This is a genomic window from Rhizobium sp. UGM030330-04, from assembly GCF_003208455.1.
Lineage (GTDB): Bacteria > Pseudomonadota > Alphaproteobacteria > Rhizobiales > Rhizobiaceae > Agrobacterium > Agrobacterium rhizogenes_A.
Window position 1 is genome coordinate 37881 of record NZ_QKML01000005.1, and the last position, 25951, is coordinate 63831.

Here is a 25951-nt window from a genome sequence, read left to right on the forward strand (position 1 = left end):
GCGCCCTCGCGCGGCGTTAACCAAGCATCAAGGTTAATAAGAGATTCTCGAACACCTGTAGCAAATATGGTTGTCGGTGTTCGGAGTGCTGGTTTTGCGTTCGAAAAGAGTAATGCGTCGTCGGTCCTCCGTGTCCTTTCCGGGGTGGGCGTCAAAATGGACCTCGCCCGTCGTCTTCGGCCTTGCCGCCTGGCTTGTCTTTCCATCCCTCGCCGCGCGTGCCGATCTGGCCTCGCTGCTGGCCGGGCTGGACAATGGTGGCGAACAATGGCGCATGGTGCTGACGGCCTCTCCGGCGGGTTCGGTGCACAACGCCTCTCTCACCTTCAACGATGCGGCGGGGGAGGCGGCCCTGCATGGCGGCGGCATGACCCTGCCCGATGGCCGCAAGGTTGCCTTCGTCACCAACAAGAAGGGTGAGGCATCGACGCCGGATAGCGAGCGTGTGAACCGCGCCGCCAAGAAGGGCCGCATCGTTGCGACCGAAATCATGCAGCCGCCGAAGGCTTTCACCGCCGGCTCCGTCCTTCAACGCACCAGCATGCTGGATATAGAGCCGCTGAAGCGCAAGGACCGCACGGCTTTCGTGAAACCGAAGCGCGGCAAGGATGTTGAACTCGCCTCCTTCTATTTCCGCCGCGATGAAAAGAAGGTGGACAAGAGCGTCTCGCCGATGCTGGCGGAACTCATCACCAACCGGACACCCGACATTCTTGCCACGGCTTACGCGCCAGCCGCACCGGATTTCGCCCGCGAGTCGCCGTTCGACGCCATTCTCAAAAAGCCGGAGGCTGGCCGCTTCGTGCCGCAGATCAGCCCGGAAGACCACGCATGGGCCGCGACCCCGCTGCCGGCCGAGGTGTTTTCCGCAGCCGAGCAGCAATGCCTGGCATCCGGCATCTATTTCGAGGCGCGCGGAGAATCGGTCAAGGGACAGGCGGCGGTGGCGCAGGTCATTCTTAACCGCGTACGCAACCCCGCTTACCCCAAAACCATCTGCGGTGTGGTTTACCAGAACAAGGACTGGCGCAACCGCTGCCAGTTTTCCTTCGCCTGCGACAATATCAAGGACCGCGTGAATTCCGAGCGCCACTGGAAAATGGCGCGCGAAGTGGCCATGGCCACCACGGCCGGCAAGATCTGGCTGAAGGAAGTGGGCTCCGCCACCCATTATCATGCCGTTTACGTGCGTCCCGCCTGGGGCAAGTCCATGAAGAAGGTCGGCAGGATCGGTCTGCACGTGTTTTACCGTACCTATGGTGGCGGCTGGAGCTGATACCACCGCCGATTTGTCGCATTTTGCGTGTCAAAAATGCCGATTCCCTGGCGAAACATCGCCCCCAAACAGCGATTTGATGTCAAGCTATTGTTTTTGCATGATTAATTTGTGCTGCAACAACCGTCGCCAGTGCCTTGACTAGAGAAGCCCCTAAAACTATGTTGCGCGCGACTTCAGAGCGGGCTGGAACAGGCTTAATCCGTCACCGTTTACAACTCCAAAGGGTTCTGGCATGGCTGGAACGGAGAAAATGGGTGGGATTTTAAGATGACTGGCAACCGTGACGATAGTCTGGACGAGCGCCGCAAGCGCCTTGCTGAAGAGCTGGCAAAGGTGAAGGCGGAGGATGAGGCGGAAGTGAGGGCGGAGACCAACGCTGCGGAAAGCCGGAAAGGCTTTGCGATGGCGGTCAAGCTCTCATCTGAGTTCATCTCGGCCATCGTGGTCGGCGCTATGCTGGGTTATCTTCTGGACTATTTTGTCGGCACGATGCCGTGGGGGATGATCGTTTTTCTTCTTCTCGGTTTCTGCGCAGGCGTATTGAATGTGTTGCGCTCGACGGGTGCCGTGGCCAAGCCGCCGCTGCTCGATAGGGCCGACAAGCAGGACGAGGGTGGAAAAGGCGGCGTTTAAGCTGTTTTTTCTTGCAGTTGAGATGCCGCGATGCGCGGCGACAGGTAAAGAGGGCAGCCGGTGGCAAACGATCCGACCCATCAGTTCTTGGTGCAGCCGATCATTCCGATCGAAATTGGCGGCGTCGATTTTTCCTTCACCAATGCGTCGCTTTTCATGGTCGCGACCGTGGCTGCGGCTTCCGGTTTCCTTTATTTCGCAACGTCGAACCGTGGTCTGATCCCGACCCGCATGCAGTCCGTTGCTGAAATGTCCTACGAATTCATCGCCTCCATGCTGCGCGAAGGCGCCGGCAAGAAGGGCATGGTGTTCTTCCCCTTCGTCTTCTCGCTGTTCATGTTCGTGCTGACGGCCAACCTTCTCGGCATGTTTCCGTATTTCTTCACGGTCACCAGCCAGATCATCGTCACCTTCGCGCTCGCCTGCCTCGTCATCGGCACGGTCGTCGTTTACGGTTTCTGGAAGCACGGCCTGCATTTCTTCGGTATCTTCGCCCCTTCGGGCGTTCCCAAGGCGCTTCTGCCGCTGGTGTCCGCCATTGAAATGATTTCGTTTCTGTCGCGCCCGATCAGCCTTTCGGTTCGTCTTTTCGCGAACATGCTGGCCGGCCACATCACGCTCAAGGTTTTCGCAGGCTTCGTCGCCTCCATGAGCGCGCTCGGCGCGCTCGGCGTCGGCGGCGCTGTCCTGCCTCTGCTCATGACGGTCGCCATGACCGCTCTCGAATTTCTCGTTGCCTTCCTGCAGGCTTATGTCTTCGCGGTACTGACTTGCATGTACCTGAACGACGCCGTGCATGGTGGTCACTGAGAAGTAAAGTCGCTGGCCCCGGCAACGGGTGTCAAAAACAGCCGCAACAACCAATATCTCAAGGAGTCTCACATGGAAGCGGAAGCAGCAAAGTACATCGGCGCAGGTCTCGCATGCCTCGGCATGGCTGGTACGTCCCTCGCACTCGGCCGTATCTTCGGTGATTACCTGTCCGGCGCACTGCGCAACCCCTCTGCTGCCGACAGCCAGTTCGGCCGTCTGGTATTCGGCTTCGCCGTTACGGAAGCTCTGGGCATCTTCTCGCTGCTCGTTGCTCTCCTTCTCCTGTTCGCTGTTTAATATCAGCATCAGGTCTGGATCACGGCCCGCAAATGGCGTGCCGTGATCCTTCGCATTTGCAGTCCCCCTGGAGGTGAGCATGTTCGTGACCGAGGCTTATGCCCAGTCAGCACCGACCGTAGGTGAAACGCATACGGAAACTCCGGCTGTCGGCCAGCCGCAACCGGAAGCCACGCACACGGAAACCGGTGTGGCGCATGGCGCCGAACACGGCGCTTCCGGCGTATTCCCGCCGTTCGACCAGTCTACTTACGCATCGCAGGTTCTCTGGCTGGCGATCACGTTCGGCCTTTTCTACCTGCTCATGCAGAAGGTCATCGTTCCGCGCGTCGGCGGCATTCTCGAAAACCGTCACGGACGCATCGCACAGGATCTCGATGAAGCGGCACGGCTGAAAAGCGAAGCCGACGCAGCCGTCGAGACCTATGAAAAAGAACTCGCGGCAGCCCGCGCCAAGGCAGGCTCCATCGGCTCTGCCGCCCGTGACGCTGCCAAGGCGAAGGCCGATGCCGACCGCGCCGCCATCGAAGCCGGTCTTGCTGAAAAGCTCGCCGCCGCCGAAAAGCGCATTGCCGGCATCAAGGAACAGGCATTCGCCGATGTCGGTGCCATTGCCGAGGAAACCGCGACCGCGATTGTCGACCAGCTGGTCGGCGCCAAGGTCAAGGATACCGACGTCAAGGCCGCCATTGCCGCTGCTTCGACCGTGAAGGGAGCCTGACATGGCATTTGATGCATCATTTTTCGCTCTCGTCGGTCTCGTCCTCTTCTTCGTTCTGGTCGCCTATCTCAAGGTTCCCGGCATGCTCGCCAAGTCTCTGGACGAGCGCGCCCAGAACATTCAGGACGAACTGGCCGAAGCCAAGCGCCTGCGCGAAGAAGCCCAGCACCTGCTGGCCGAATATCAGCGCAAGCGCAAGGAAGCTGAAGCCGAAGCCGCCGGCATCGTCGCCGCCGCTGAACGCGAAGCCGCTGCCCTGACGGAAGAAGCCAAGCAGAAGACGGAAGAATTCGTCGCCCGCCGCACGGCCCTTTCGGAGCAGAAGATCAAGCAGGCCGAAGAAGACGCCATCGGCGCCGTTCGCGCCGCCGCCGTGGATATCGCCATTGCCGCTTCCGAGAAGCTCATTGCCGAAAAAACCACCGCTGCCGCAAAGGCCAAGCTGTTCACCGCCACCATCGGCGAAGTGAAGTCGAAGCTGAACTGAGATTTATCTCGGACTGTTTAAAACCCCTCCGGCGCGAGCCGAGAGGGGTTTTTTGTTTGAACTATCGAGGCGTTTAGAAATACGGCGCTGGAGGCTGAGGCTCCATCTCGGCTCGAATTCCCATGGAGCTACCCGGCAGCGCTTTTGTTTGGTGCCAGATGCAGTCGCGGGACAGCGCTGATGTCTAACCGCCCCAAATCCGCGCTCTAGCCATTGTTCTGTCGCCCATCGTCAGCCAAATGCGGTCTCCGCGCCGGTCATATGTTGACCAGCGGTTCTCGCTTGTAGGCTTCGCGGAGGATTTCCATGAAGGCTGGCGACAAGGGTACGGAAGCGGTGTCAAACGCGCTGACTGCAACGCCGGGCGTCCATGAATTCATGATCGCGGCCCCCTTCATATCGATCACGCGGGCAGGGCTGATCGGTTCCTCCCGCTGCTCAATACCGAGTGTTTCAAGTTGACGGCGAATGATCGTCATTGTGACACCGTGCAGAAGTGCCGCCTCGGGCCAGACGACCGCTTTGCCATCCCAGAACGCCAGGTTCCAGATTGTCGCTTCGCTCAGGCGCCCACGGGTATCGATGAATGCTGCGTCGTCATAGCCCTTTTTGACAGCCTGCCGAAGGTATTGTGTTTTTGACGCCTCGCCAACATGCTTGATCGTCGGAAAAGGTCTCTCATGCTGGACGACGGACAAGCGCAAAGGTCCCGCGGGGCCATCGAACGAAGGTGCCGTGTGCACCAGGATGGCGGGGTCGTCCGAAGCCCCGGTCGGAGTAAACTCGCCGCGACGGGAAAACATCGTGGCTGTCACGGAGAGGGCTGAAGGGGAACTCTCAATAGCATGACGAATGCGCTCGCGCACCAAGTCGTCGGGAAGCGCCTGCCCGAAGAACTCAATCGACGCCGACCTCAGCCGCGCCAGGTGAAACTCCAACCCCCGTACTGCGCCTTCGCGCACTTGCATTGCCGTGAAATGTGCGAAGCCCGCAAACGCGAGTGAGGAAAGATCCTCTGCTGTAGCCACGCAGCCATTTATCTCTGTCCGAAATCCCGATTTCCGGTTCATTTCTATGCTCCTGTAACGGTTTACATGATGGAGCGTCCTGCCTACAGTATGACACCACTGTCAGAGTCAAGGGCCGGAATGAAAATCGGTGAGCTGTCCCGAAGAACCAGCGTCAGCATCAGGATGCTGCGCTATTATGAAGCCGAGGGTCTTCTCGCACCGGTTCGCACTGAAACAGGATATCGGGATTACGGTCCCGCCGACGTGGAGACGGTCGGGCGCATCCGTTTGTTGGGAAATGCCGGTATGACGTTAGCCGCCATTCGGGATTTCCTGCCGTGCTCGCTTGAGCGAAGGCACGCTTTTGAACCTTGCGATGAGCTGAAGTTGAAGCTGCGTATGCAAATCAGCTCGATTGACGAACAGAGCCGGAAACTCTCAGAGAGCCGAAGCTTGCTGAGTGACCTGCTAGAAGCGTTCGAAGCGTCAACGCCGGTTTCAACTCGCGCGTAGCCTGCATCTGATCTCTGTTGGAATGTCAGCTATCCGTAGCGTCAAGCGAAAGTGAAATATCGCTTCTCCGTTTCCCATCCGTCTTGCTCTGATCGGCCCCGATGCCTTGCTAGCCTGATAGCGGAAGTTAAGGCTGGCCCATTGTTCCGCTGTCGCGATCAATCCCGCTTCAGCGGACGAAAGCTCATCCTGTGCAACGGGCAAGGCCCGTGGCTTTCAATGGCACGCAGATGGGCCGGTGTGCCGTAACCCGCATGCCCTTCAAAGCCGTAGGATGTGTGCACCATACCGGCGCGCTCCATCATCCGGTCACGTGTCACCTTGGCGATAATCGAGGCGGCGGCGATGGAGAGGGAGCGGGAATCGCCCTTGATGACGGCCTTGGCTTCGCAGGGGATGCCCGGCGGCCTGTCGCGGCCGTCGGCGAGGACCAGGGCGGGTGAGGTTTCGAGGCCGAGCACGGCGCGGCGCATGGCGTCGAGACTGGCGCGCAGGATGTTCATGCTGTCGATCAGGCCGGGGCCGGAGGAGGCGACCGAAACGATCGAGCTTTCCATGATGAGCATGAACAGGCTCTCCCGTTTCTGCTTCGTCAGCTTCTTGGAATCATTGAGGCCAGCAGGAATATTATCCGGATCGAGAATGACCGCGGCCGCAACGACCGGTCCGGCAAGTGGCCCACGGCCTGCCTCATCCGTGCCGGCGACGGGCCAGAGGCCCCTGTTTTTCGCTTCCAGCTCGAAGGAAAAATCCGGGCCGGTATCGGCAAGATCGAAGAGGGCAGGAGAATCGGGTGTGGTGCGGCGTTTCATGCGGCGAAACTTGCACACACACCCGATCTCCTGCAAGCCCCCGGAGGCGGGCGATGACAGGCAGGGTGAGCCGGGGTCAAGGGGCGTGGCTCACTATGCCCTCAAGGTCATCATGACCTTTGATCCTCCAGCGGGGCGGCGGAGGAAAAACGATCGCACGCGAGGCGGCGGTTCCGGGGGTAATGTCCGGCGGGCCAGGGAAAACCCGTCGGGCATTTCATGGGGAGGGTGGCCGCGAGAAGGGAAGAGGCCAGCGCTCCTTGTCGTGTTCCGCCCGATATCGCGGCACGGTCTGTGTGGTGCTTCGATCAGGCAGGGTGTCTTCAGCGTCCGTTTCTCAAAGCAGCGACAATTGCACGCCGGTGCCACCCGGCGGCACGAAGAGATCGTCGCGCAGATGAATGCCACGGCGGATGAGGCCGAGCCTCTTCGTCGCCATCTCGAAACGCCTGCCGATCTGCCAGGCATAGGGGCCGGCACCCTTCATGCGTTTTCCGAATTCCGCATCATAATCCTTGCCGTCGCGCATCGAGCGCACCAGCGACATGACATGACGGTAGCGGTCCGGATAGTTGCGCAGCAGCCAGTCGCGAAAGAGCGGGCTCACCTCAAGCGGCAGCCGCAGCAGCACGTAAGAGGCTTCCGTTGCGCCGGCGGCCTTGCCGGCCTCGAGAATACGCTCGATCTCATGATCGTTGAGTGCCGGAATGACAGGCGCCATCATCACGGCGACGGGAATGCCGGCCTCCGTCAGCGCCTTGACCGCTTCCAGCCGCTTTTCCGGCGTGGCGGCGCGTGGCTCCATGTTGCGCGAGAGCTTGCGATCCAGCGTCGTTACGGAAATGCCAACCTTGGCGAGGCCCTTTTTGGCCATAGGTGCCAGAATGTCGATATCCCGCTTGATCAGCGCCGATTTGGTGACGATGGCGACAGGATGGTCGGCCTTGGCCAGCACTTCCAGTATCTGCCGCATGATGCGCCATTCGCGCTCGATCGGCTGATAGGGGTCGGTATTGGTGCCGATGGCGATCACCCGCGGCTTGTAGCCCGGCTTGGCCAGTTCCCGCTCCAGAAGTTTTGCCGCATCCGGCTTGGCGAAGAGCTTCGATTCGAAATCCAGCCCGGCGGAAAGACCCATATAGCTGTGGGTCGGCCTTGCGAAACAATAGATGCAGCCATGTTCGCAGCCGCGATAGGGATTGATGGAGCGGTCGAACGGGATATCGGGCGATTCATTGCGGCTGATGATGCTGCGCGGCTTCTCCACCTGCACTTCGGTGCGGAATTCCGGCATGTCTTCCAGCGTCTGCCAGCCATCGTCGAAAACCTCGTGCTGCAGGGCCTCGAAGCGCCCGTCAGGGTTAAGCCCGGCGCCACGGCCGCGACGACGGTCGATCTCGATGCGCAGGCCCGACGCATCGGCCAGCGCATTGGCAATGTCAGGCATATGGCTCGGCTGGAAGGCAGCCTGCCCCGAAAGCGTATGGTTTCTCATCTGGATGCTCCCGGGCGCCGCGCGCCTGAAGGCCCGCCAAACACCCTAAACCGTTTCCGTTCGAACAGGCTTCCATCACCTTTTCGATGATTAAATTCCTAATGCAAAAATGAGAACAATACAAGAACAAAAAATGCAGAACCGATATTTGTTCACATCCCGGCAGGGGAAGGCTGGGGGAGTGATTTCGCCGCGGGGTGGGGTGCTGATCCGCACCGGGAATGGCGGATTTTACCACGATGGGAATAGTGGCAATTTATTGTGCGATGCGTTAGAGCTATGCATATGTTGACAGTCATAATGGAATGCCGGGATCAGGAACCGGAGCTGGCGCACACGCTGTCTGCGCTTGTCACCGGGGCCGTGGAAGGGCTTGTAAGCGATGTGGTGATCCTTGATCATGGGTCGCGCGATGGATCGTCGCGTGTCGCCGATGCCGCCGGCTGCCGTTTTTATGGGCAATGGGACATCGAGGACATCGTGCAATCCGCGCGCGGCGGCTGGCTGCTTCTGATCGAGCCCGGCGCCCGTCCACAGGCGGGCTGGATCGATGAGATTCTCGAATATGTGGCGATCTGCGCCCAGCCCGCACGCTTTTCGCCATCGCGTTATCATCGCCGCAATATCTTCAGCCGTGTGCTGCGCCGCGCGCCGCCGCTGGAGCACGGATACCTGCTGCCCAAGAAACACGCCCTGTCGATTGCCAGGCCGGGCATGGGCCTGACGCAACTGATTGGCGGGCAGAAGCCGCGCCGGCTGAATGCGGAGATGGTGCCCGCCTGGGCGCTGCGGGCTCCGGCCTGACGCCGGGACGCTGTCTTACCCTGCCAGAACCTTGCCCGGGTTCATGATGCCGGCCGGATCGAAGGCGTGCTTGATGCGGCGCATCAGTTCCATCTCGATGCCGGGCCGAATGGCGGCCAGCTCATCGCGTTTCAGCTGGCCTATGCCATGTTCGGCGGAAATGGAGCCGCCGAGCGACAGCACGATGCCGTGCACGATCTCGTTCATGTCCCGCCAGCGGCCAAGGAACTCGGCCTTGTCGGCTCCCACCGGCTGGGAAATATTGTAATGGATATTGCCGTCGCCGAGATGACCGAAGGCGCAGACGCGGGCGCCGGGGATGGCGGCGATAACCGCCTTTTCCGCCGTCGCCATGAATTCCGGTATTTTCGATACCGGAACGGAAACATCGTGCTTGATCGACCCGCCTTCCGGTTTCTGCGCATCCGACATGCTTTCGCGCATGTGCCACAGCGCCTGCCGCTGTGCTTCTGACGCGGCGATCACCGCATCCTCGACCAGGCCCGCCTCAAAACCGCGCTCCAGCAGCGATTGCATCATCGTCTCGGCCGTTTCCGCCGAATCGGAGGTGGAGATATCGATGAGCGCGTACCAGTCATGCGGCGTCTGCAGCGGGTCGCGCACGCCGGGAATGTGTTTCGTGGTGAATTCGACGCCGATACGCGGCATGAGCTCGAAGCCGGTCAGCGCCGTGCCGCAGAGGTTCGAGGCCATTTCGAACAGTTTCAGCGCGTCATTAGTGGATGAGAGCCCGGCGAACGCCACCTGATGGCCGAGCGGCTTCGGGAACAGCTTCAGCACCGCGCCGGTGATGACGCCAAGCGTGCCTTCCGAGCCGATGAAGAGATCGCGCAGATCATAACCCGTATTGTCCTTTTTCAGCCGGCGCAGCCCGTTCCAGATTTCACCTGTTGGCAGCACCACCTCCAGCCCGAGGCAGAGCTGGCGCATATTGCCATAGGCAAGCACCGCCGTGCCGCCGGCATTGGTGGCGAGATTGCCGCCGATGCGGCAGGAACCCTGCGAGCCGAGCGACAGCGGGAACATGCGTTCCACCGTATCGGCGGCCTTGTGGATGTCGTCGAGAATGCAGCCGGCATCGGCGACGATGACATTGGCCACGGGATCGATGTCGCGGATGCGGTTCATGCGCTCCAGCGACAGGATGATGTCGGTGCCGCCGGCCCGCGGTGTCTGGCCGCCGACAAGGCCGGTATTGCCGGTCTGCGGCACGATGGGTGTGCCGGTCTCGCTGGCGAGCTTCAGGATGGCGGCAACCTCTTCGACCGAGCCGGGCTTGATGAGCAGCGGGGAGGCACCACGGTAAAGCCCGCGATTTTCCACAAGGCGCGGCGCCATTTCCGCCGGGTCGCGCACCGCATTCTTCTCGCCGACGATTGTCGTGAAGCGGTCGAGGGTATCGGATGAGGGGGCGATGGCAGTCATGGGCGTCTCGCTGTCATTGAAACGGTGGGCGAAATGGTGGGCGGGTCAGCCTCTCGGCGCGGCGGCGCGGGACAGGCGGTCGTTGATCGCCTCTCCAAGACCATGCATGGGAATGGCGGTGATTGCGATCATGTCCGCGCCGCTCGCATCGGCGGCTTTCAGATAATCGAACAGATTGGCAGCGGCCTCGGCAAGATCGCCGGCGGGGCTGAGGTCGAGAACGGTGCGCGCGGCCTCTTCGCCTGAAACGGTGCGGCCGCCGAAACGGATCAGTGCCTCACCTGGCAGAACCGATGTGGCGCCGAGCCGCACGGCAGCACCCGGCGCATAATGCGAAGCCAGCATTCCGGGCGCTTCAATGGCGGCAGCGGCTTTTTTCGGCCGCTCGAGCCGCGCGCCAGCAACCCGCTCGATGTCTGCGGTGACGATGCCGCCCGGGCGAAGCAGCCGCAGGCGTCCGTCTTCTTCCACCTTGACGATGGTGGATTCGACGCCGACGGCCGCCGCCCCGCCATCAAGAACGAGATTGATCTTCTGGCCGAGATCGGCCTCCACATGGGCCGCGCTCGTCGGGCTGATCTTGCCGGAACTATTGGCGCTGGGCGCGGCCAGTGGCCTGCCGAAGCGGCGGATAAGCTCGCTGGCAAAACCCTGCGGCACGCGGATGCCGACCGTATCGAGACCGGCCGTCGCCAGCGAATGAATACCGCTTGCGGGTTTCAATGGCAGAACCAGCGTCAGCGGGCCGGGCCAGAAGGCCTGGGCGAGCTTCAGCGAAACGGGGTCGAAAACGGCGTAATGTTCGGCCATGGCGATATCGGCCATGTGGCAGATCAATGGGTTGAACTGCGGCCGGCCCTTGGTCTCGTAAATGCGGGTGATGGCCGCCGGATTGGTGGCGTCGGCGGCAAGGCCATAGACGGTTTCCGTCGGCAGGGCGATGGGCCGTCCGTCCGCAAGCTCCGCCACGGATGCCTGCAGGGCTGTTTCCCGCTCTTTTTCGATATTGATATGACGCGCCATGATGCTGCCTTTCACGGCGGTCAATAGCGTATTTCAGGGCGGAGTGGGAAGCGCTAATGCATGGCGCCCGAAAGTGGCGAGCGGTTTCGGGATGACGACATGCACAAACCCGATAAGGATACGGCGCTTGAGGCGCTTTATCGTGTCTTATATCGCCTTGATGATCTTGCGCATCTCCTCCGAGCGGGCGCCGAGCATGAGCACGTTTTTCAGCGCCACCCGCGGATCATGGGTCTGGAACAGCAGGCCGCCACGGTGGAAGGACGTGTCGACGGCGATTTCCTGATCGGGAAGCGCATTGATGGCGACGGCAAAATACATGCGCGAATAGCGCGCATCGATATTTTCGAAGAAGTTCTCGGCGCCGCTCAGTTCGGCGAAGAAATTCGCGAAATAGAAGGACCACAGCACATGACGTTCGGCATCAAAACTGGTTTTTGACGCCGTGACATGACAGTAGCCGAGATGCGGCCGGTCGTTGAGCAGATGGTGGAAGACCATCTTCGGAAAACGGATGGACTGGTGAAAGGTGTTGAGACGGCTATGGGTGGCATCGGCGGCGGCCTCGAGCTTGCGCCCGGTCATCGCCGCCACCTCGTCGTGGCTGTAATAGACACGTTCCCTCGGCAGCCAGCGTTCTTCATATCGGCTGATCCGGCCGGTGCGGAGAAAATCCGAATGCGCGGTCTTCGACCGTATCGGCGTGACGGAATGTCTGCCTGCATCGAAATAACGTATGCGTGTCGCCTTCTCCACCAGGAACGCCCTCGTTGCCATCGGTCAGGCAAGATAATTTAGTCCGTGTTAATACTCCGTTGCCTGATAGCCCCTGTTTTCTGACGGGTGGAAGGTAATCGCGCTGCATCATGCGTCATATTGCGACGTGCCTGCGCCTGCCGAATAGCTGCCGGATTTCGCAGCGGAATGGCCTGATGCCGCCATTGGCGCATGTCGCAATTTGTCGCCAATGCGGAAGCCGATGTCGCTGTCTGTGCTGCTGCAAATGACCGCCGGTGTTTAGATGGGATCATGCTTCCGCAGCCCGGTAAATGGTGCCGGGCAGGGCGGTTTGATCGAGGATTTGGCCATGGAATTGCGTGATACCGTATTGCGCCAGCTGAAGAACCGCCGCGAGGGTTTCAGCCTGGAACAGCCCTTCTACACGGACCCGGATTATTTCAAGCTGGATATGGAAACCATCTGGTATCGCGACTGGCTGTTTGTCGGCCATGATTGCGAAGTGCCCAAATCCGGCAATTATTTCACCGTGCAGGTTGGTTCCTATTCCGTCGTCATCGTCCGTGGACGCGACGGGCAAATTCGCGCCCTCCACAATTCCTGTCGCCATCGCGGTTCCCGCGTCTGCTCCGCCCACAAGGGCCAGTCCGCCCGCCTCGTCTGTCCCTATCATCAGTGGACCTACGATCTCGATGGCAAGCTCCTGTTCGCCCGCCATATGGGCGAGGAGTTCGACAAGGCGGAATTCGGCCTGAAGCCGGTCGCCTGCGAGACCGTCGCCGGTTACGTCTTCATCTGCCTTGCCGACCAGCCGGCGGACTTTGCGCCCATGCGCGCCGAAGTCGAGAGCTACATGGCGCCGCACCGCATCTGGGAAGCCAAGGTCGCGCATGAGAGCACCATCATCGAAAAGGGCAACTGGAAGCTCGTCTGGGAAAACAACCGCGAGTGCTACCACTGCGCCGCCAACCACCCGGAACTTTGCCGCACCTACCCCGAAAACCCGAGCGTGACGGGAACGGATGGCGGTGCCAGCGACCCCGAGATCGGCGGTCACTGGGCGCGCTGCGAGGCTGCCGGCCTGCCCAGCCGTTTCAAGATCGATCCGCAAGGCCAGTTCCGCGTCGCCCGTATGCCGCTGATCGGCGAGGCGGAAAGCTACACCATGTCGGGCAAGCGCGCCGTGCGCCGGCCGCTGTCGGAGGATGTCAGCATCAGCCATATCGGCGCGTTGCTGCTGTTCCATTATCCGACGACCTGGAACCACTTCCTTGGCGACCACACCATTTCCTTCCGGGTGCTGCCGCTCAATGCCAATGAAACCATGGTCACCACCAAATGGCTGGTGCACAAGGATGCGGTGGAAGGCGTGGATTACGATCTGGAAGATCTGACCCACGTCTGGAACGAAACCAACGATCAGGACCGCCGCATCGTCGAGGAAAACGCCTTCGGCATCCGGTCGCCCGCCTACCAGCCCGGCCCGTACTCCATGGAAGACGAGGGCGGTGTGATGCAGTTCGTCAACTGGTATGCCGATTTCATGATCGACCGGCTTTCCGGCGACAAGGCCCGGCTTTCGGCAGTAGCGTGATGCGAAGATGAATATGGTTGTGACCTACAAGCACATAGACGAGATGAAGCCGTGGAGCGACAAGCTCCAGCTGCTGGAGTGCATTTCGGTGACACCCGAAACGCAGGACGTGATGACGTTCCTGTTCCGCTCCGAGGACCAGAACTGGTTCCGGTATCTGCCGGGTCAGTTCGTCACGCTGGAACTGCCGGTGGGCAAGGAGCCGCTCTATCGCACCTATACATTGTCCTCCAGCCCGTCACGGCCCTATGCGCTTTCGGTCACGGTCAAGGCGCAGGCCAACAGCATCGGCACGCGCTGGATGTTCGATAATCTGAAGCCCGGCATGAAAATCCGGGCGCTCGGCCCACTCGGCGATTTCTCCTATGTCCGGCATCCCGGTGACAAATATCTGTTCATCTCGGCAGGCTCCGGCGTCACGCCGATGATGTCGATGGTGCGCGACATGAGCGACCGTGCGCCGCAGAGCGACATCGCCTTCATCAACTGCTCGCGCTCGCCGTCCGATATCGTCTTCCGCCACGAGCTGGAATATCTCGCCCGCTTCATGCCGAAGCTGTCGCTTGGTTTCATCGTGGAAAATTGCGGTCGCACCGATCTCTGGTCCGGCCTGAAGGGCATGGTGGACAAGGCCAAGATCGCGCTTCTCGCCCCCGACTTCATGGACCGCACCGTGTTCTGCTGCGGGCCGGAACCGTTCATGGCCGCCGTCCGCTCCATGCTCGAGGCGTCCGGCTTCGACATGGGCCGTTACCATCAGGAAAGCTTCTCGCCGGCCGCCCCGGTCACGGTCGGCGAGAGCGTTCTCACCGATGTGGACGGCGAAGCGCTGGCGATGGTGGGTTTCACCCTCTCAGGAAAAGAGATGGCCTGCCAGCCCGGCCAGACGGTTCTGATGACGGCGCGTGCCGCCGGGGTACGCATCGGCGCCGCCTGCGAATCGGGCATCTGCGGCACCTGCCGGGTGCTGAAGCTCTCCGGCGAGGTGGAGATGAACCACAATGGCGGCATTCTCGATGACGAGATCGAGGAGGGTTATATTCTCGCCTGCTGCTCGCGGCCCCTGACCGATGTGAAGGTGGAGGCCTGACGCCAGCGGGCGTTTTATACTCTTCTTCTTTCACCGGATGGTTGTCATGGAACCAAATTTCCCTAAACTCGTTTGCACGTCATCGAATTCTTTTCGGGCATAGAAACGGGGGCTACCCTTGATCTCCGACAAGAGTGAGTGGGTGAAAAGGCGCGGGCCAACGCGCTGAAGCAAATGGAGGAAGATCATGATGAATTTCCGGACAACGAGCGTCGCCACAGCGATCGTCGTGTTCCTCACAAGCTTTACGCCGTCACAGGCGTTCCAGGTGCCTGTTCCGATGCCCAAGCCGGCGGTTTCGACCGACAATGTGGTGCCGGTGCAATATCGCGAATGGGACCGCAGATACCGGCACGGTGACCGCATGTACCGTCCGCGCCCGCCGCGCGACGGCTGGTATAATGGTCATCGCGGCTACCGCGATCGCCGTCCGGGCTACCGTTACCACAATGGTTACTGGTTCCCGCTGGCAGCCTTTGCGGCCGGTGCGATCATCGGCGGCGCCATGCAGCAGCCACGTCCGGCCTATGGCGGCAGCCATGTCTCCTGGTGTCAGAACCGCTGGCGCTCGTACCGAGCCTACGACAACACCTATCAGCCGAACAATGGCCCGCGTCGCATATGCGTATCGCCCTACAGCCGTTAATTGCATAAATGCAGAAGCCCGGTTCCATCCGGGCTTTTGTCTTCCCGGCCTGTCTTCTCCGGGAAATGCGTGATTTTTGATAAACGAAGCGTGATCGCTCCGTTAATCGTGGGTTCAGCCACACGCCCCTAGGCTGCAAAGGTAAGCGACGCTGCCTCAACACGGTGGCGGTATTGAGAGAAGAAAAACGAAGAATTCACGTAGAACGGCCTGTCGACCGTCGTGAATGGAGGAAGTCAGATGAAAAGCTATGTGAGGAATATCCTGGCTGTCGGTCTTTCTGCGATCGTGGTTGCAGGAGCGATTGTTCCGGCGGAAGCGGCAATGCCCTTGCCTGCAGCGCCGAAGAGCATTGAGACCGCAGTCAATGATGCCGGCAAGAATATCGTGAACGTGCAATATTGGCGTGACCGCGACGGCTGGGGCGACCGCCGTGGCTGGTATCGCGGCCATCGCGGTTATCGTGATTACCGCCCGGGCTATCGTCACCACGACGGTTACTGGTTCCCGCTCGCAGCCTTTGCGACGGGTGCGATCATCGGCGGCGCCCTGTCGCAGCCGCGTGAAGTCTACCGTCCGGTTCCCGAATATCGTCCGCGTCCGGTCTATCGCGAATATCGCCCGGTCCGCCGCGGCGGGCTGAGCCAGGCGCATGTGAACTGGTGCTATGGCCGCTATCGTTCCTACGATGCCTATAGCAACACGTTCCAGCCTTACCATGGCCCGCGCCAGCCCTGCTATTCGCCTTACAGCTGATAGAATGCCAGGCTGAAATTGACAGAGCCGTCCGGTTATCACCGGGCGGCTTTTTTATTACAAAATCCGTGCCCGTTTGAGGACGAACCAGGCAAGCACGACCGAAATCACGATAAAGACACCGGCCGACAGCGTGCCGCCCGTGCCGACGGTAAACGGCAGCTCATCCGTATTCATGCCGAAAAAGCCGGTCACCAACGATGGCGGCAGCAGGAATGCCGTCATCAGCGACAGGATATAAAGGTGGCGGTTGGTTTCGGACGAAAGTTTGGAATCGATTTCTTCATGCAGCAGCCTCGCGCGCTCCTGCAGGGCATAAACATCGTGATCGACAGCCTCCAGACGCCCCATCAGGCGTGAGGCGACATCCTCGAAACCGTCAGGCATCTCGTCATCATCGGCGGCCGAAGCGCGTCGCATCAGGGTCAGCACGGTGCGCAGATGCCGGTGCAGGCGAACCACCGTGCGGCGCAGTGGCGCAAGCCGCCGCCGCTCGTCACGGTTTTCGCTGTCATAGACCAGATCTTCGATGGCGTTCAGTTCTTCCGTCGTCTCCATCACCAGATTGATGAGTGAGCGCTGGAATTCCGCCACCAGCCCCTCGAATACATGGGACGGCGTGAGGTAGCGGTTGGAATTCTTGTCCACCGCCGCCTTCAGCCGGTCCACCGAATGCAGCGGCTGCAGGCGGGTGGTGATGATGAAGCGGTCGCTGACCGCAAAATGCAGCCAGCCGAAATCGCGCGTTTCCTTGTCGAATTCCCGCTGGAAATCCACCAATGTGCCATAGAGCGATTTTTCATCGACCACGATGGACGGATGCGTCTCATGGGTGGTGAGGCTTGCGCGCGCTGCCGGGTCAAGACCGTCGATGGTTTCGAGAAAGCCCGCCACGCGCTGATCGGCGAGGTTGAGGTGCAGCCAGAAGAAGCCTTCGCACTCCGCCATTTCTTGAAAGCCGGCATCGGGCGCGAGCCGCCGGCAGGGGGCTGTACCGGGGTGGAATTGATAGGCCCAGACGAGGCCGGGAATAACGGGCGTTATGAGATCCATCGTGGCAGTCCTGACCGGCTGGATGGGAGGGGGAGGCGTCCGTCGTTCCGGTGTGGGAGCGGCGGCGAGGCGCCTTTCAGCGCATGCTGAGCAAATTCATATGACAGTTTTATAACAATCCCGCTGAAATGACGGGAATTTTCAAATTGACGTTTACGTAAAAATCATTTAGCCCGAAGGCAGTAGCAAGATGCCACAGCTTCGGGAGGAGGCAGCATGTATAGCGCGCCGGTGGATGATATCGCCTTTACACTCAAACACGTAGCGGGTCTTGAAGACGCGCTGTCAAAGGGTGCGCTGGGAGACCTTGGGGAAGATTTGGTCGATGCCATTCTGCACGAAGCCGGCCGTTTCGCCGCCGCAGAGGTCGCGCCGCTTGCCGACATCGGCGACCGCCAGGGCGCGAAGCTTGCCGACGGCAAGGTCACGACACCGGATGGCTGGGCCGATCTCTACCGCCGCTGGGCGGAAGCGGGCTGGAACAGCCTGACGGCGCCGGAAGAGTTCGGCGGCCAGAACCTGCCGCATATGCTGAATGTCGCCGCACTCGAAATGTGGAATTCCGGCTCCATGGCCTTTGCACTGGCGCCGACGCTGACCATGGGCGCGGTGGAAGCCCTTGTCGCCCACGGCAGCGATGACCTCAAGCGCATCTATCTGCCGAAACTCGTCTCCGGCGAATGGACCGGCACCATGAACCTCACCGAGCCGCATGCGGGTTCGGACCTTGGTGTCCTGAAGACCCGGGCGGAGCGCAATGGCGACGGCACCTATCGCATCTTCGGCCAGAAGATTTTCATCACCTGGGGCGAACACGACGCGGCTGACAACATCATCCACCTCGTTCTCGCCCGCCTGCCGGATGCGCCGGCCGGTACGCGCGGCATCTCGCTGTTCCTCGTGCCGAAGTTCCTGCCTGATGAAAACGGCGCGCCCGGCAGCCGCAACGATCTGTTCTGCCACTCTCTGGAACACAAGCTCGGCATTCATGGTTCGCCCACCTGCACCATGATCTTCGGCGACGGCAAATTCGGAGAAGAGAAGGGCGCTCTCGGCTGGCTGGTCGGTGAGGAGAACAAGGGTCTCGCCTGCATGTTCACCATGATGAACAACGCCCGCCTCGCCGTCGGCATGCAGGGCGTGGCGATCTGCGAAGCGGCGACCCAGAAGGCGATCGAATACGCGAAAGAACGCACGCAGGGCAAGGCGCCCGGCTGGCAGGGTTCCGGCATGAGCCCGATCATCGAGCACCCTGACATCGCCAGAACGCTTCTGACGATGAAGGCGCTGACTCAAGGTTCACGGGCGATTTCCTTCAGCTGCGCCCATGCCATCGATATGGCGCATGCGAGCGAAGACGCCTCCCAGCGCGCTCACTGGCAGGAGCGCGCTGCCCTTTTGACGCCGATCGCCAAATCCTTCTCCACCGATGCCGGTGTGGATGTCGCCTCCATGGGCATTCAGGTGCATGGAGGCATGGGCTTCATCGAGGAAACCGGCGCGGCGCGTTATCTGCGTGATGCCCGTATCGCGCCGATCTATGAAGGCACCAACGGCATTCAGGCCATCGATCTGGTGCTGCGCAAGCTGCCGCTTTCCGATGGCGCGCAGGTGCGCGGTTTCATCAGCGAATTGCGTGAGATTGCCGTCCGCACAGGCGCTTCGAACCGTGACGATCTGGGCGAGACCGCCCCTTATCTCGAAGCCAGCCTCAACGATCTGGAAACGACAACCGACTGGCTGCTGGACCGCATCAAGGCCGGCGAAACCGAAACGGCGCTCGCCGGTGCGACGCCCTATCAGCGCCTCTTCGGTCTGGCGCTCACCGGCGCCTATCTCGCCAAGGGCGCATTGGCCGCCGTCGATGATGGCAGGGGCGGGCATCGCGCAGCCCTTTGCCGTTTCGCGGCGGAAAACCTGCTGGCGGAAACGGCGGCGCTGAAGGATCGCGTTATATCGGGCGCGGCAAGCCTTGCCGCCGCCCGCACCCTATTGGCTTGAGGAGCTTCAGATGTCGGACGAACACATTCTCGTCGAGCGCGTCGGCCATGCGCCTGATGTCCTGACCATCCGCTTCAACCGGCCGGACAAGAAAAACGCGATCACCGATGCCATGTATCTGCGCATGGCAGACGCTCTCCACGCCGCCAATGCGGACCCGGAGATTCGCGTCGTCGCCTTTCTCGGCACGGAAGGCTGCTTCTCCGCCGGCAACGACATGGCCGATTTCCTTGCCTTCGCCATGTCGGGCGGGAAGGGCAAGCTTGCCGCGCTCGAGCTTCTCAAAGCGCTCGTCGCCTTCGACAAGCCGCTGGTATCCGGCGTGGACGGGCTCGCCATCGGCATCGGCACGACACTGAACCTGCATTGCGACCTGACGGTCGCCTCCACACGCAGCCTGTTCAAGACTCCGTTCGTGGACCTGGCACTGGTGCCGGAAGCGGCCTCCAGCCTGCTCGTGCCGAAGCTTGCCGGTCACCAGCGCGCCTTTGCGCTGCTTGCCATGGGTGAGGGATTCTCGGCTGAGCAGGCGGTGCAGGCCGGCCTGATCTGGAAAGTCGTCGCCCCCGAGCATGTGGAGAGCGAAACGCTGGCGCTTGCCACCCGGCTTGCGGCCAAACCGCAGCAGGCGCTGAAGATCGCCCGCGATCTGGTGCGCGGCAACCCGGCCGATATTCTCGCCCGTATCGAAGAGGAAGGCCGCCATTTCATCGCGCAGCTGCAAAGTGTCGAAGCGCGCGCCGCCTTCGAGGCATTCATGCGCCGCTAGGCGTTCCCGCAGAAACAACGGCGATTGCTGAACTGGGAGCGCGCCACTTGTGTCTTCTCCCCGCCGGGGAGAAGTCCGCGGCAGCGGGATGAGGGGGCAAGCTCCCCGAAATCCGGCAACGTTGCCCCCTCATCCGACCCTTCGGGCCACCTTCTCCCCGGCGGGGAGAAGAAACTCGCGGCATCGTCGGAGTTTGGAAGCCTCTGTGCTTTTGAATACGGATTATATATCGTCCATCAAACCGGTCCGGCAAAACGGATCGCACAGACTCTCCGTCCGAAGGCCACCCGCATGCGTCACCTCGTTTTCGCCCTGTCCGTCTTTCTCTCCGCCGCAACTGTTGCAGAGGCGGCAGCGATCACACGCTTGCCGGTTTCGAGCAGCAATATCATTCTGGCGCAGTCGAGCGATGACGACAGCCCGAACTATAATTCCGGCAGCAACCGCAGCCACCAGCGCCGCGCGCGCTTCGTCTGCGTCATCACCCCGCCGGAAAGCGCCAATCGCCGCCGACCCTATATCTGCCCGATAGAGCAGGGCCGCGTCGGCGGTGCCTGCCGCTGCTCGGGTGTTGTTGGCAACGGCACGGTTGATACGGCCTGGTGATGATTTCCTGATTATTTCTCCAGCACCGCCACCGCTTCCACATGCGGCGACCACAGGAACTGATCGACCGGTGTGACGCGGGTGATGCGATAGCCGCCCTCCGTAAGAATGGCGAGATCGCGCGCCAGCGTCAGCGGATTGCAGCTGACAGCAACGATTTTCTTCACCGTGCTGCGGGCCAGTTCCTTGCACTGGAATTCCGCACCGGCGCGCGGTGGATCGAACACGACGGCGTCGTAATTCTTCAATTCGCTGACCATCAGCGGCCGGCGGAAAAGATCGCGTTTTTCGACGCTGACCGGTTTCAGACCCTGCGTATTGCGGGCGGCGAAATCCAATGCCTTCAGCGCCTTGTCTTCGGCTTCCACCGCATGCACCTTGCCGATGCGTGCCAGTCTGAGCGCAAATGTACCGGAACCACAGAAGAGATCGGCAATGCGTTTGGATTTGCCGATATGGGCAAGCACCAGTTCCGCCATGGCGTCTTCGGCCTGTTTCGTCGCCTGCGTGAAACCGCCGGCGGGCGGTGAGACCGGAACGCCGCCGAATTCGATGATCGGTTTTTGCGGTTCGATCAGGATTTCACCTGACAGCGAGACACGCGCGATACCGCGCATGGCAAGCACCGTTTCCGTCAGCGTCCGCCGCTGCCTGTCGTTGACCGACTTGATACCCTCGACGGAAATATCCAGACCGGAAAGCGTTTCGAGAACGGTCATCCGGAACGGCTCGGCATTCGCCACCATCGAAAGCCCGATGGCGCGGATGGCATCGAGCCGCGAGACGATGCCGGGCGAGGTGACGGGACATTCCTCGATGGCGACGATGTGATGGCTGTTCGCCTGGCTGAAACCGAGCAGCAGGCCCTTTTCCGTCTTGCGGGCGGCAAACACCGCGCGGCGGCGCTCGCCGGGGCGACAGATGACGAGGTCGTCCACATCAGGCGTCAGCCCCTTCGATTTCAGCGCCGAAACCACCAGCTCCCGCTTGTAGGCATGGTAAGGCTGATCGGAAAGATGCTGTAGCGAACAGCCGCCGCAGGTGCCGTTCCTGCCATCGGGGCCGAAGTGGCGGCAGGCAGGTTCGCGGCGCTCCGCCGAGGCTTCCGTGATTGACATGACGGTGCCGTGATCCTTCACCCTGGCGATGGCGACCGTCTCGCCGGGCAGCGTGAAGGGCACATAGACCGGACCGTCGGGACAGTGCGCGATGCCATCGCCCTGCGCGCCGAGGCTCTTGATGGTGACGGTCTGTGTGCTCATGGCTTTTCGCCTCCGAGAAGAAATTCGATATTGCCGTCGCCGCCGGAAATCGGCGAGGGAATGAGGCCGAGGCTTTTCCAGCCCATGTCCTCGGTCAGCCAGCGTTCCAGCTCGGCGGCCACGGCGGGCGCCGTTTCCGGCTCCTTCAGAAGCCCGGCCTTGCTGATGGCATCGCGGCCCGCCTCGAATTGCGGCTTGACCAGCAGAACCGCAAGAGCGCCCGGTTCCGCAAGCTCGAGTGCGGGGGCAAGTGCGAGCTTCAGCGAAATGAAGGACACGTCGGAAACGATGAAGCCGATCACCCGGTCATCGATGTCCTCGGCCGTCAGGAAACGGGCATTCAGCCCTTCCAGATTGGTCACGCGCGGATCGTTCTCGATCCTGGCATGCATCTGCCCGTGCCCGACATCGATGGCGGTGACGTGTTCGGCGCCACGCTCCAGCAGCACCTCGGTAAAACCGCCTGTGGAAGCGCCGACGTCGAGACAGTCATGACCCGATGGATCGAGCCGGAAATGATCGAGCGCCGCCACGAGCTTGAGCGCCGCGCGGGAAACATAGGCCTGTGCCGGGTCGCTGATGGCGATCTGCGCATTGCCGGCAACGGTCTGGCTCGGTTTGGTGACGGTCTTGCCGTTGACGCTCACGGTGCCGCGCGCAATCGCGTCGCGCGCACGCGAGCGGCTGGCAAAGTGGCCGAGCGACACAAGAAGCTGGTCAAGCCGTTCATTTTCAGATGTTTTGGACATGGTCCCGTTCAATGACCGTCAAACCCCGCCGATGCAAGCGATTTATCGCTGGAATGGCCCGGAATGCCGCTGCCGCCGGGCAAGGTTACATTGCACCGCAAAGTCAGAATGTTCGATTAATCCAATATAAAGGCTTGTATTGCACTTTGTGCGCAAGGCCCGTGCGGCCACCGGAACCTGCCATGACGGCATCTCCTCCAATCCACAAAATTGCGACCGTTGCAGCGCAGACGCTTGCTCCGAGGCATCGGGTCGCCGAGAGAGTTTGCGATGTCGCTGAAAAACTTCCCTATCAACATAAAGCTCATAGTCACCTTCTGTGCATTGATGAGCGTGTGTCTGCTCGCCTCCGCGGTCGTATTCTGGCAGACGCTGGGAAGCGAGCGCGTTGCGATCGACAACAACCGGACCAAGGATATCATCCAGGCGGTGGATGGTGCGACGGCCGCCATGCTGGAGCAGGCCGTCAACCAGCGTGGTTTCCTGCTGTTTCGCAGCGACAGCACCTATAATGACGTTTTCGCCCAGCGCGACCTGATGCTGAAGAAGCTCGACGAAGCCCGTGCGCTGGCCGCCGGACAGCCGGATATCCTCAACTCCATCGACGACATGCAGAAGTCCGCCACCGTGTTCTTCAAGGAACTGGCGGAACCGCAGATCGCCGCACGCAAGACCACGGAAGCGCCGATTTCCGAAATCATCGAGATCGGCCGCAATCAGGCCAAGGGTCAGCTTGACGGCTTTCGTGCTTCCGCCGCCAAGATCAAGGAACAGCTGAACGGCCTGTCCACCGCTTACGCGGTAGAACAGCAGGCGGCGGCGCTCAATCTGAAATACGCCCTTCTGGGTGGCGGCGCCGTTGCCGGTCTGCTCGCCGTTGTGCTCATCTGGGCACTGTCGCGCTCGATCGTCACGCCGATCGTCGGCATGACGGCGGCAATGAGCCGGCTTGCCGATGGCGACATGACCACGGAGGTTCCGGCCGTCGATCGCGGTGATGAAGTCGGCAAGATGGCGAAGGCCGTTCTGGTCTTCAAGCAGGCCGGGCTGGAAAAATCCCGCCTTGCCGGCGAGACCGAGCGTATGCGTTCCGCCACCGAAACCGAACGCCGCCACAACGAGGAAGAAAAGGCCAGGGACGAAGCCGCCAACGCCTTTGCACGCGACGAGCTGGGCAAGGGTCTGGCCGCACTTGCGGATGGCGATCTGGCCTACCGTATCGAAACGCCCTTCGTCCCGGCCATCGATCCCATCCGTATCGATTTCAACAGCGCGGTTGAAAAGCTGCAGCAGGCCCTGCGCACGGTCGGCGAGAACGCGGCTGCGATCAATGCCGGTGCTTCGGAAATGCTTTCCGCCGCCGACGACCTGTCGCGCCGCACCGAACAGCAGGCGGCCTCCATCGAGGAAACCGCTGCCGCTCTGGAAGAAGTCACCACCACGGTGCGTGACAGTGCGCGCGGCGCGGAAGATGCCGGCAATCTGGTCCAGCGCGCCCGCGCCGGTGCGGAAAAATCCGGCGTTGTCGTTCGCAGGGCGGTTGCCGCCATGCGCGAGATCGAAAAGTCCTCGGGCGAAATCGGCAATATCATCGGTGTCATCGACGATATCGCCTTCCAGACCAACCTGCTGGCGCTGAACGCCGGCGTGGAAGCCGCCCGCGCCGGTGATGCCGGCAAGGGCTTTGCGGTGGTGGCGCAGGAAGTCCGCGAACTTGCCCAGCGTTCGGCCAATGCCGCCAAGGAAATCAAGACGCTGATCGGCGCTTCCAGCCAGCAGGTCGAAAACGGCGTCAATCTTGTCGACGAGACCGGCAAGGCGCTGGAGCTCATCGTTTCGGAAGTCGAAGAGATCAACGCCCATGTCAGCGCCATCGTTGTCGCGTCACGCGAACAGGCGACCGGTCTGCAGGAAATCAACACGGCCGTGAACACCATGGATCAGGGCACGCAGCAGAATGCCGCCATGGTGGAACAGCAGACCGCCGCCAGCCATTCGCTTGCCCGTGAGGCGGAAGCGCTGAACAGCCTGCTCGGCCAGTTCCGGGTGGGCGGCGCACGCGCTGCCGTTGCGAGTGCCGGTGGATATTCTGCACCGCGCCAGTCTTCAGCCAAGCCTGCCTTCCAGCCGGCACCGGCCGCACCGGCCCGCAAGGCTCCGGTAAAATCGGCCTCCGCAACCGCAAGACCGGTGGCTTCGCCGGCCCGGGCGCTTGGCCAGAGCCTCGCCCGCGCCTTCGGCGGTGCTGCGGAAGCACCGGCTGCGAAAGATCAGGACTGGACGGAGTTCTGAGCCGGATTTTCCGGATTGAACCTACGAATTGGGGGCCGAAAGGCCCCCTTTTTACATCGGCTGTTTCAGACGGGCAGCGCCGCCTAGGTGCCCTGTAGCCTGAACATCCGCTGGAAAAACACCTCGTCGGACAGGCGGTGAAGCAGGGCGGCAATGACGGCGGTTGCGGCGATGGCGAAAACCAGCCGTCCGACCAGAACGCCATAAACATCGGCCCCCAGCGACATCACCACAAGTGTGTCTTCGATCACGCTATGGGCAAAACCCATGAACACACAGGATAGAAACACCTGACGTGGTGAGATCGCTCCTGATTGCGCTTCGCGGATCAGAAAACCCGCGCCATAGGAAATTCCCAGAAACAACCCGATGGCGGTGAGATGTTCGGCCTCGCCGCGAATGCCGGCAAGCCGCAAAAGGGGCGAAAGCGCCTTCATCATCAGTGCCAGAAGCCCGGTCAGCCTGAGGATTTCGAGGCCGAGGGACAGCACGAGAAGGATGACGAACATCCAGATCATGGTTTTACCGAGACCCAGAAGATAGTCCGCCCATTCCGGCGTGGCGCTCATGGCGATCCAGGCAGGGTTCACCGGCGCAGACAACCACCCCGTTGCTTCCAGAACCTGATGCAGGAGGAAGGCATAGAGCAATCCGCCACCGATGCGCAGCGCCGTGGTGACGAGCATGCCGGGTCCTGCCTTTTCGATGATCTTCTGCTCGATGGGCAGGCCGTGCGCGAAGAGGATAAGCGCCGAAAAGACCGTGATATCCGCGCCGCTGAGCGAGGAGGCGGGAACGAGTGTGAAGATAAGCGGCACGGCGCCCCAGATGCCGACCAGCATCGCTGTCAGCCAGGCGAGACCAAGCTCCGGCGGCAGCCCGATGATGTTCATGACAGGCGCGAAGGCCGGCGCCACCGCCTCTATCGCACCCATTCTCGACAATAGTTCGGTGAGGATGGCAATCGGAACGGTGATCCGCACCAGCACCCAGTAGATATCAAGCGTCTCCCGGGTCTTCTGCCAGATGGTGACGAAAATGGGCATGTGAGGCTCCTCGAAG

At 61.2% G+C, this 25951-nt stretch carries 26 protein-coding genes; 16 read left to right on the forward strand and 10 right to left on the reverse strand.

Annotated elements, in window-relative coordinates; genetic code table 11:
- Positions 1 to 112 precede the first annotated feature (112 nt).
- The 6 genes from N434_RS08920 (at position 113) to N434_RS08945 (ending at position 4230) form a co-directional block, all read left to right on the forward strand.
- Positions 113 to 1276 (forward strand): cell wall hydrolase, encoded by a 1164-nt coding sequence (locus N434_RS08920; protein WP_065114998.1) that lies wholly within the window; start codon positions 113 to 115, stop codon positions 1274 to 1276.
- 270 nt (positions 1277 to 1546) lie between these two features.
- A complete protein-coding gene (locus N434_RS08925; RefSeq protein ID WP_110757275.1) occupies positions 1547 to 1912 on the forward strand; it encodes an AtpZ/AtpI family protein in 366 nt (121 codons plus the stop codon).
- 60 nt (positions 1913 to 1972) lie between these two features.
- Positions 1973 to 2722: a F0F1 ATP synthase subunit A gene (locus N434_RS08930; protein ID WP_065115000.1), complete on the forward strand. Its 750-nt coding sequence runs from the start codon at positions 1973 to 1975 to the stop codon at positions 2720 to 2722.
- 72 nt (positions 2723 to 2794) lie between these two features.
- A complete protein-coding gene (locus N434_RS08935; protein ID WP_003494147.1) occupies positions 2795 to 3022 on the forward strand; it encodes a F0F1 ATP synthase subunit C in 228 nt (75 codons plus the stop codon).
- 79 nt (positions 3023 to 3101) lie between these two features.
- Complete coding sequence (locus N434_RS08940; RefSeq protein ID WP_065115001.1) at positions 3102 to 3743, forward strand: F0F1 ATP synthase subunit B; 642 nt, start codon at positions 3102 to 3104, stop codon at positions 3741 to 3743.
- Between the two features lies 1 nt (position 3744).
- On the forward strand, positions 3745 to 4230 hold the full coding sequence (locus N434_RS08945) for a F0F1 ATP synthase subunit B (protein WP_065115002.1): 486 nt from the start codon (positions 3745 to 3747) through the stop codon (positions 4228 to 4230).
- 257 nt (positions 4231 to 4487) lie between these two features.
- Here the strand turns inward: N434_RS08945 and N434_RS08950 are convergent, their stop codons facing one another.
- Complete coding sequence (locus N434_RS08950) at positions 4488 to 5300, reverse strand: aminotransferase class IV family protein (protein ID WP_110757276.1); 813 nt, start codon at positions 5298 to 5300, stop codon at positions 4488 to 4490.
- Positions 5301 to 5378: 78 nt separating this feature from the next.
- On the opposite strand from N434_RS08950, the gene N434_RS08955 reads away from it, so the two are divergent.
- Positions 5379 to 5753, forward strand: coding sequence for a MerR family transcriptional regulator (locus N434_RS08955; protein ID WP_110757595.1), 375 nt, complete (start codon positions 5379 to 5381; stop codon positions 5751 to 5753).
- A gap of 158 nt (positions 5754 to 5911) precedes the next feature.
- On the opposite strand, the gene rnhB is transcribed toward N434_RS08955, so the two are convergent.
- A complete protein-coding gene (rnhB, locus tag N434_RS08960) occupies positions 5912 to 6565 on the reverse strand; it encodes a ribonuclease HII (protein ID WP_065115005.1) in 654 nt (217 codons plus the stop codon).
- A gap of 337 nt (positions 6566 to 6902) precedes the next feature.
- Entirely contained in the window at positions 6903 to 8060 is a 1158-nt protein-coding gene (locus N434_RS08965; protein WP_065115007.1) for a PA0069 family radical SAM protein, read from the reverse strand.
- A gap of 285 nt (positions 8061 to 8345) precedes the next feature.
- Between N434_RS08965 and N434_RS08970 the strand changes: the two genes are divergently transcribed.
- Positions 8346 to 8864, forward strand: a complete 519-nt coding sequence (locus N434_RS08970; RefSeq protein ID WP_065116140.1) for a glycosyl transferase — start codon at positions 8346 to 8348, stop codon at positions 8862 to 8864.
- A gap of 15 nt (positions 8865 to 8879) precedes the next feature.
- Here the strand turns inward: N434_RS08970 and N434_RS08975 are convergent, their stop codons facing one another.
- The 3 genes from N434_RS08975 to N434_RS08985 all read right to left on the reverse strand — a co-directional run bounded on the left by N434_RS08975 (position 8880) and on the right by N434_RS08985 (position 12089).
- Positions 8880 to 10310 carry an FAD-binding oxidoreductase gene (locus tag N434_RS08975; RefSeq protein WP_065115008.1) on the reverse strand — a complete coding sequence of 477 codons (1431 nt, stop codon included), beginning with the start codon at positions 10308 to 10310 and terminating at the stop codon, positions 8880 to 8882.
- 45 nt (positions 10311 to 10355) lie between these two features.
- On the reverse strand, positions 10356 to 11333 hold the full coding sequence (locus N434_RS08980; protein ID WP_110757596.1) for an L-threonylcarbamoyladenylate synthase: 978 nt from the start codon (positions 11331 to 11333) through the stop codon (positions 10356 to 10358).
- Between the two features lie 147 nt (positions 11334 to 11480).
- The gene (locus N434_RS08985) at positions 11481 to 12089 is read right to left on the reverse strand and encodes a DUF6656 family protein (protein WP_161991603.1); all 609 of its coding nucleotides are present in this window, start codon (positions 12087 to 12089) and stop codon (positions 11481 to 11483) included.
- A 331-nt stretch (positions 12090 to 12420) separates the two neighbouring features.
- Between N434_RS08985 and N434_RS08990 the strand changes: the two genes are divergently transcribed.
- The 4 genes from N434_RS08990 to N434_RS09005 all read left to right on the forward strand — a co-directional run bounded on the left by N434_RS08990 (position 12421) and on the right by N434_RS09005 (position 16157).
- Positions 12421 to 13665: an aromatic ring-hydroxylating oxygenase subunit alpha gene (locus N434_RS08990; protein WP_110757598.1), complete on the forward strand. Its 1245-nt coding sequence runs from the start codon at positions 12421 to 12423 to the stop codon at positions 13663 to 13665.
- A gap of 7 nt (positions 13666 to 13672) precedes the next feature.
- A complete protein-coding gene (locus N434_RS08995; RefSeq protein ID WP_065115010.1) occupies positions 13673 to 14755 on the forward strand; it encodes an FAD-binding oxidoreductase in 1083 nt (360 codons plus the stop codon).
- A 187-nt stretch (positions 14756 to 14942) separates the two neighbouring features.
- A complete protein-coding gene (locus N434_RS09000) occupies positions 14943 to 15401 on the forward strand; it encodes a BA14K family protein (protein ID WP_065115011.1) in 459 nt (152 codons plus the stop codon).
- A gap of 240 nt (positions 15402 to 15641) precedes the next feature.
- Positions 15642 to 16157, forward strand: a complete 516-nt coding sequence (locus tag N434_RS09005) for a BA14K family protein (protein ID WP_110757278.1) — start codon at positions 15642 to 15644, stop codon at positions 16155 to 16157.
- Between the two features lie 57 nt (positions 16158 to 16214).
- Here the strand turns inward: N434_RS09005 and N434_RS09010 are convergent, their stop codons facing one another.
- Positions 16215 to 17210 carry a transporter gene (locus N434_RS09010; RefSeq protein WP_110757280.1) on the reverse strand — a complete coding sequence of 332 codons (996 nt, stop codon included), beginning with the start codon at positions 17208 to 17210 and terminating at the stop codon, positions 16215 to 16217.
- Between the two features lie 216 nt (positions 17211 to 17426).
- Between N434_RS09010 and N434_RS09015 the strand changes: the two genes are divergently transcribed.
- The 3 genes from N434_RS09015 (at position 17427) to N434_RS09025 (ending at position 20586) form a co-directional block, all read left to right on the forward strand.
- Entirely contained in the window at positions 17427 to 19211 is a 1785-nt protein-coding gene (locus N434_RS09015; RefSeq protein WP_110757282.1) for an acyl-CoA dehydrogenase family protein, read from the forward strand.
- A gap of 10 nt (positions 19212 to 19221) precedes the next feature.
- A complete protein-coding gene (locus tag N434_RS09020) occupies positions 19222 to 19980 on the forward strand; it encodes a crotonase/enoyl-CoA hydratase family protein (RefSeq protein ID WP_110757600.1) in 759 nt (252 codons plus the stop codon).
- A gap of 291 nt (positions 19981 to 20271) precedes the next feature.
- Positions 20272 to 20586 (forward strand): hypothetical protein, encoded by a 315-nt coding sequence (locus tag N434_RS09025; protein WP_110757283.1) that lies wholly within the window; start codon positions 20272 to 20274, stop codon positions 20584 to 20586.
- An 11-nt stretch (positions 20587 to 20597) separates the two neighbouring features.
- Here the strand turns inward: N434_RS09025 and N434_RS09030 are convergent, their stop codons facing one another.
- Together N434_RS09030 and N434_RS09035 are read right to left on the reverse strand one after the other, a co-directional pair.
- Entirely contained in the window at positions 20598 to 21848 is a 1251-nt protein-coding gene (locus tag N434_RS09030) for a class I SAM-dependent RNA methyltransferase (protein WP_110757285.1), read from the reverse strand.
- On the reverse strand, positions 21845 to 22597 hold the full coding sequence (locus N434_RS09035) for a TlyA family RNA methyltransferase (protein ID WP_110757287.1): 753 nt from the start codon (positions 22595 to 22597) through the stop codon (positions 21845 to 21847). The genes N434_RS09030 and N434_RS09035 overlap by 4 nt, the downstream gene beginning before the upstream one ends.
- 270 nt (positions 22598 to 22867) lie before the next feature.
- On the opposite strand from N434_RS09035, the gene N434_RS09040 reads away from it, so the two are divergent.
- On the forward strand, positions 22868 to 24889 hold the full coding sequence (locus tag N434_RS09040; RefSeq protein WP_110757289.1) for a methyl-accepting chemotaxis protein: 2022 nt from the start codon (positions 22868 to 22870) through the stop codon (positions 24887 to 24889).
- An 83-nt stretch (positions 24890 to 24972) separates the two neighbouring features.
- Here N434_RS09040 and N434_RS09045 read toward each other — a convergent pair whose 3' ends face one another.
- Positions 24973 to 25935, reverse strand: a complete 963-nt coding sequence (locus tag N434_RS09045; protein ID WP_110757291.1) for a nucleoside recognition domain-containing protein — start codon at positions 25933 to 25935, stop codon at positions 24973 to 24975.
- Positions 25936 to 25951 lie beyond the last annotated feature (16 nt).

Excerpts from the sequence above, each read along its gene's own strand:
- N434_RS09035 (WP_110757287.1), bottom strand. The coding sequence starts at position 22,597 with ATGTCCAAAACATCTGAAAATGAACGGCTTGACCAGCTTCTTGTGTCG.
- rnhB (WP_065115005.1), bottom strand. The coding sequence starts at position 6,565 with ATGAAACGCCGCACCACACCCGATTCTCCTGCCCTCTTCGATCTTGCC.
- N434_RS09005 (WP_110757278.1), top strand. The coding sequence starts at position 15,642 with ATGAAAAGCTATGTGAGGAATATCCTGGCTGTCGGTCTTTCTGCGATC.
- N434_RS09020 (WP_110757600.1), top strand. The coding sequence starts at position 19,222 with ATGTCGGACGAACACATTCTCGTCGAGCGCGTCGGCCATGCGCCTGAT.
- N434_RS08980 (WP_110757596.1), bottom strand. The coding sequence starts at position 11,333 with ATGGCGCGTCATATCAATATCGAAAAAGAGCGGGAAACAGCCCTGCAG.
- N434_RS08990 (WP_110757598.1), top strand. The coding sequence starts at position 12,421 with ATGGAATTGCGTGATACCGTATTGCGCCAGCTGAAGAACCGCCGCGAG.
- N434_RS09025 (WP_110757283.1), top strand. The coding sequence starts at position 20,272 with ATGCGTCACCTCGTTTTCGCCCTGTCCGTCTTTCTCTCCGCCGCAACT.
- N434_RS09000 (WP_065115011.1), top strand. The coding sequence starts at position 14,943 with ATGATGAATTTCCGGACAACGAGCGTCGCCACAGCGATCGTCGTGTTC.
- N434_RS08975 (WP_065115008.1), bottom strand. The coding sequence starts at position 10,310 with ATGACTGCCATCGCCCCCTCATCCGATACCCTCGACCGCTTCACGACA.
- N434_RS09015 (WP_110757282.1), top strand. The coding sequence starts at position 17,427 with ATGTATAGCGCGCCGGTGGATGATATCGCCTTTACACTCAAACACGTA.
- N434_RS08945 (WP_065115002.1), top strand. The coding sequence starts at position 3,745 with ATGGCATTTGATGCATCATTTTTCGCTCTCGTCGGTCTCGTCCTCTTC.
- N434_RS08925 (WP_110757275.1), top strand. The coding sequence starts at position 1,547 with ATGACTGGCAACCGTGACGATAGTCTGGACGAGCGCCGCAAGCGCCTT.
- N434_RS08950 (WP_110757276.1), bottom strand. The coding sequence starts at position 5,300 with ATGAACCGGAAATCGGGATTTCGGACAGAGATAAATGGCTGCGTGGCT.
- N434_RS08920 (WP_065114998.1), top strand. The coding sequence starts at position 113 with ATGCGTCGTCGGTCCTCCGTGTCCTTTCCGGGGTGGGCGTCAAAATGG.
- N434_RS09040 (WP_110757289.1), top strand. The coding sequence starts at position 22,868 with ATGTCGCTGAAAAACTTCCCTATCAACATAAAGCTCATAGTCACCTTC.
- N434_RS08955 (WP_110757595.1), top strand. The coding sequence starts at position 5,379 with ATGAAAATCGGTGAGCTGTCCCGAAGAACCAGCGTCAGCATCAGGATG.
- N434_RS08970 (WP_065116140.1), top strand. The coding sequence starts at position 8,346 with ATGTTGACAGTCATAATGGAATGCCGGGATCAGGAACCGGAGCTGGCG.
- N434_RS08995 (WP_065115010.1), top strand. The coding sequence starts at position 13,673 with ATGAATATGGTTGTGACCTACAAGCACATAGACGAGATGAAGCCGTGG.
- N434_RS09030 (WP_110757285.1), bottom strand. The coding sequence starts at position 21,848 with ATGAGCACACAGACCGTCACCATCAAGAGCCTCGGCGCGCAGGGCGAT.
- N434_RS09045 (WP_110757291.1), bottom strand. The coding sequence starts at position 25,935 with ATGCCCATTTTCGTCACCATCTGGCAGAAGACCCGGGAGACGCTTGAT.
- N434_RS09010 (WP_110757280.1), bottom strand. The coding sequence starts at position 17,210 with ATGGATCTCATAACGCCCGTTATTCCCGGCCTCGTCTGGGCCTATCAA.
- N434_RS08935 (WP_003494147.1), top strand. The coding sequence starts at position 2,795 with ATGGAAGCGGAAGCAGCAAAGTACATCGGCGCAGGTCTCGCATGCCTC.
- N434_RS08940 (WP_065115001.1), top strand. The coding sequence starts at position 3,102 with ATGTTCGTGACCGAGGCTTATGCCCAGTCAGCACCGACCGTAGGTGAA.
- N434_RS08965 (WP_065115007.1), bottom strand. The coding sequence starts at position 8,060 with ATGAGAAACCATACGCTTTCGGGGCAGGCTGCCTTCCAGCCGAGCCAT.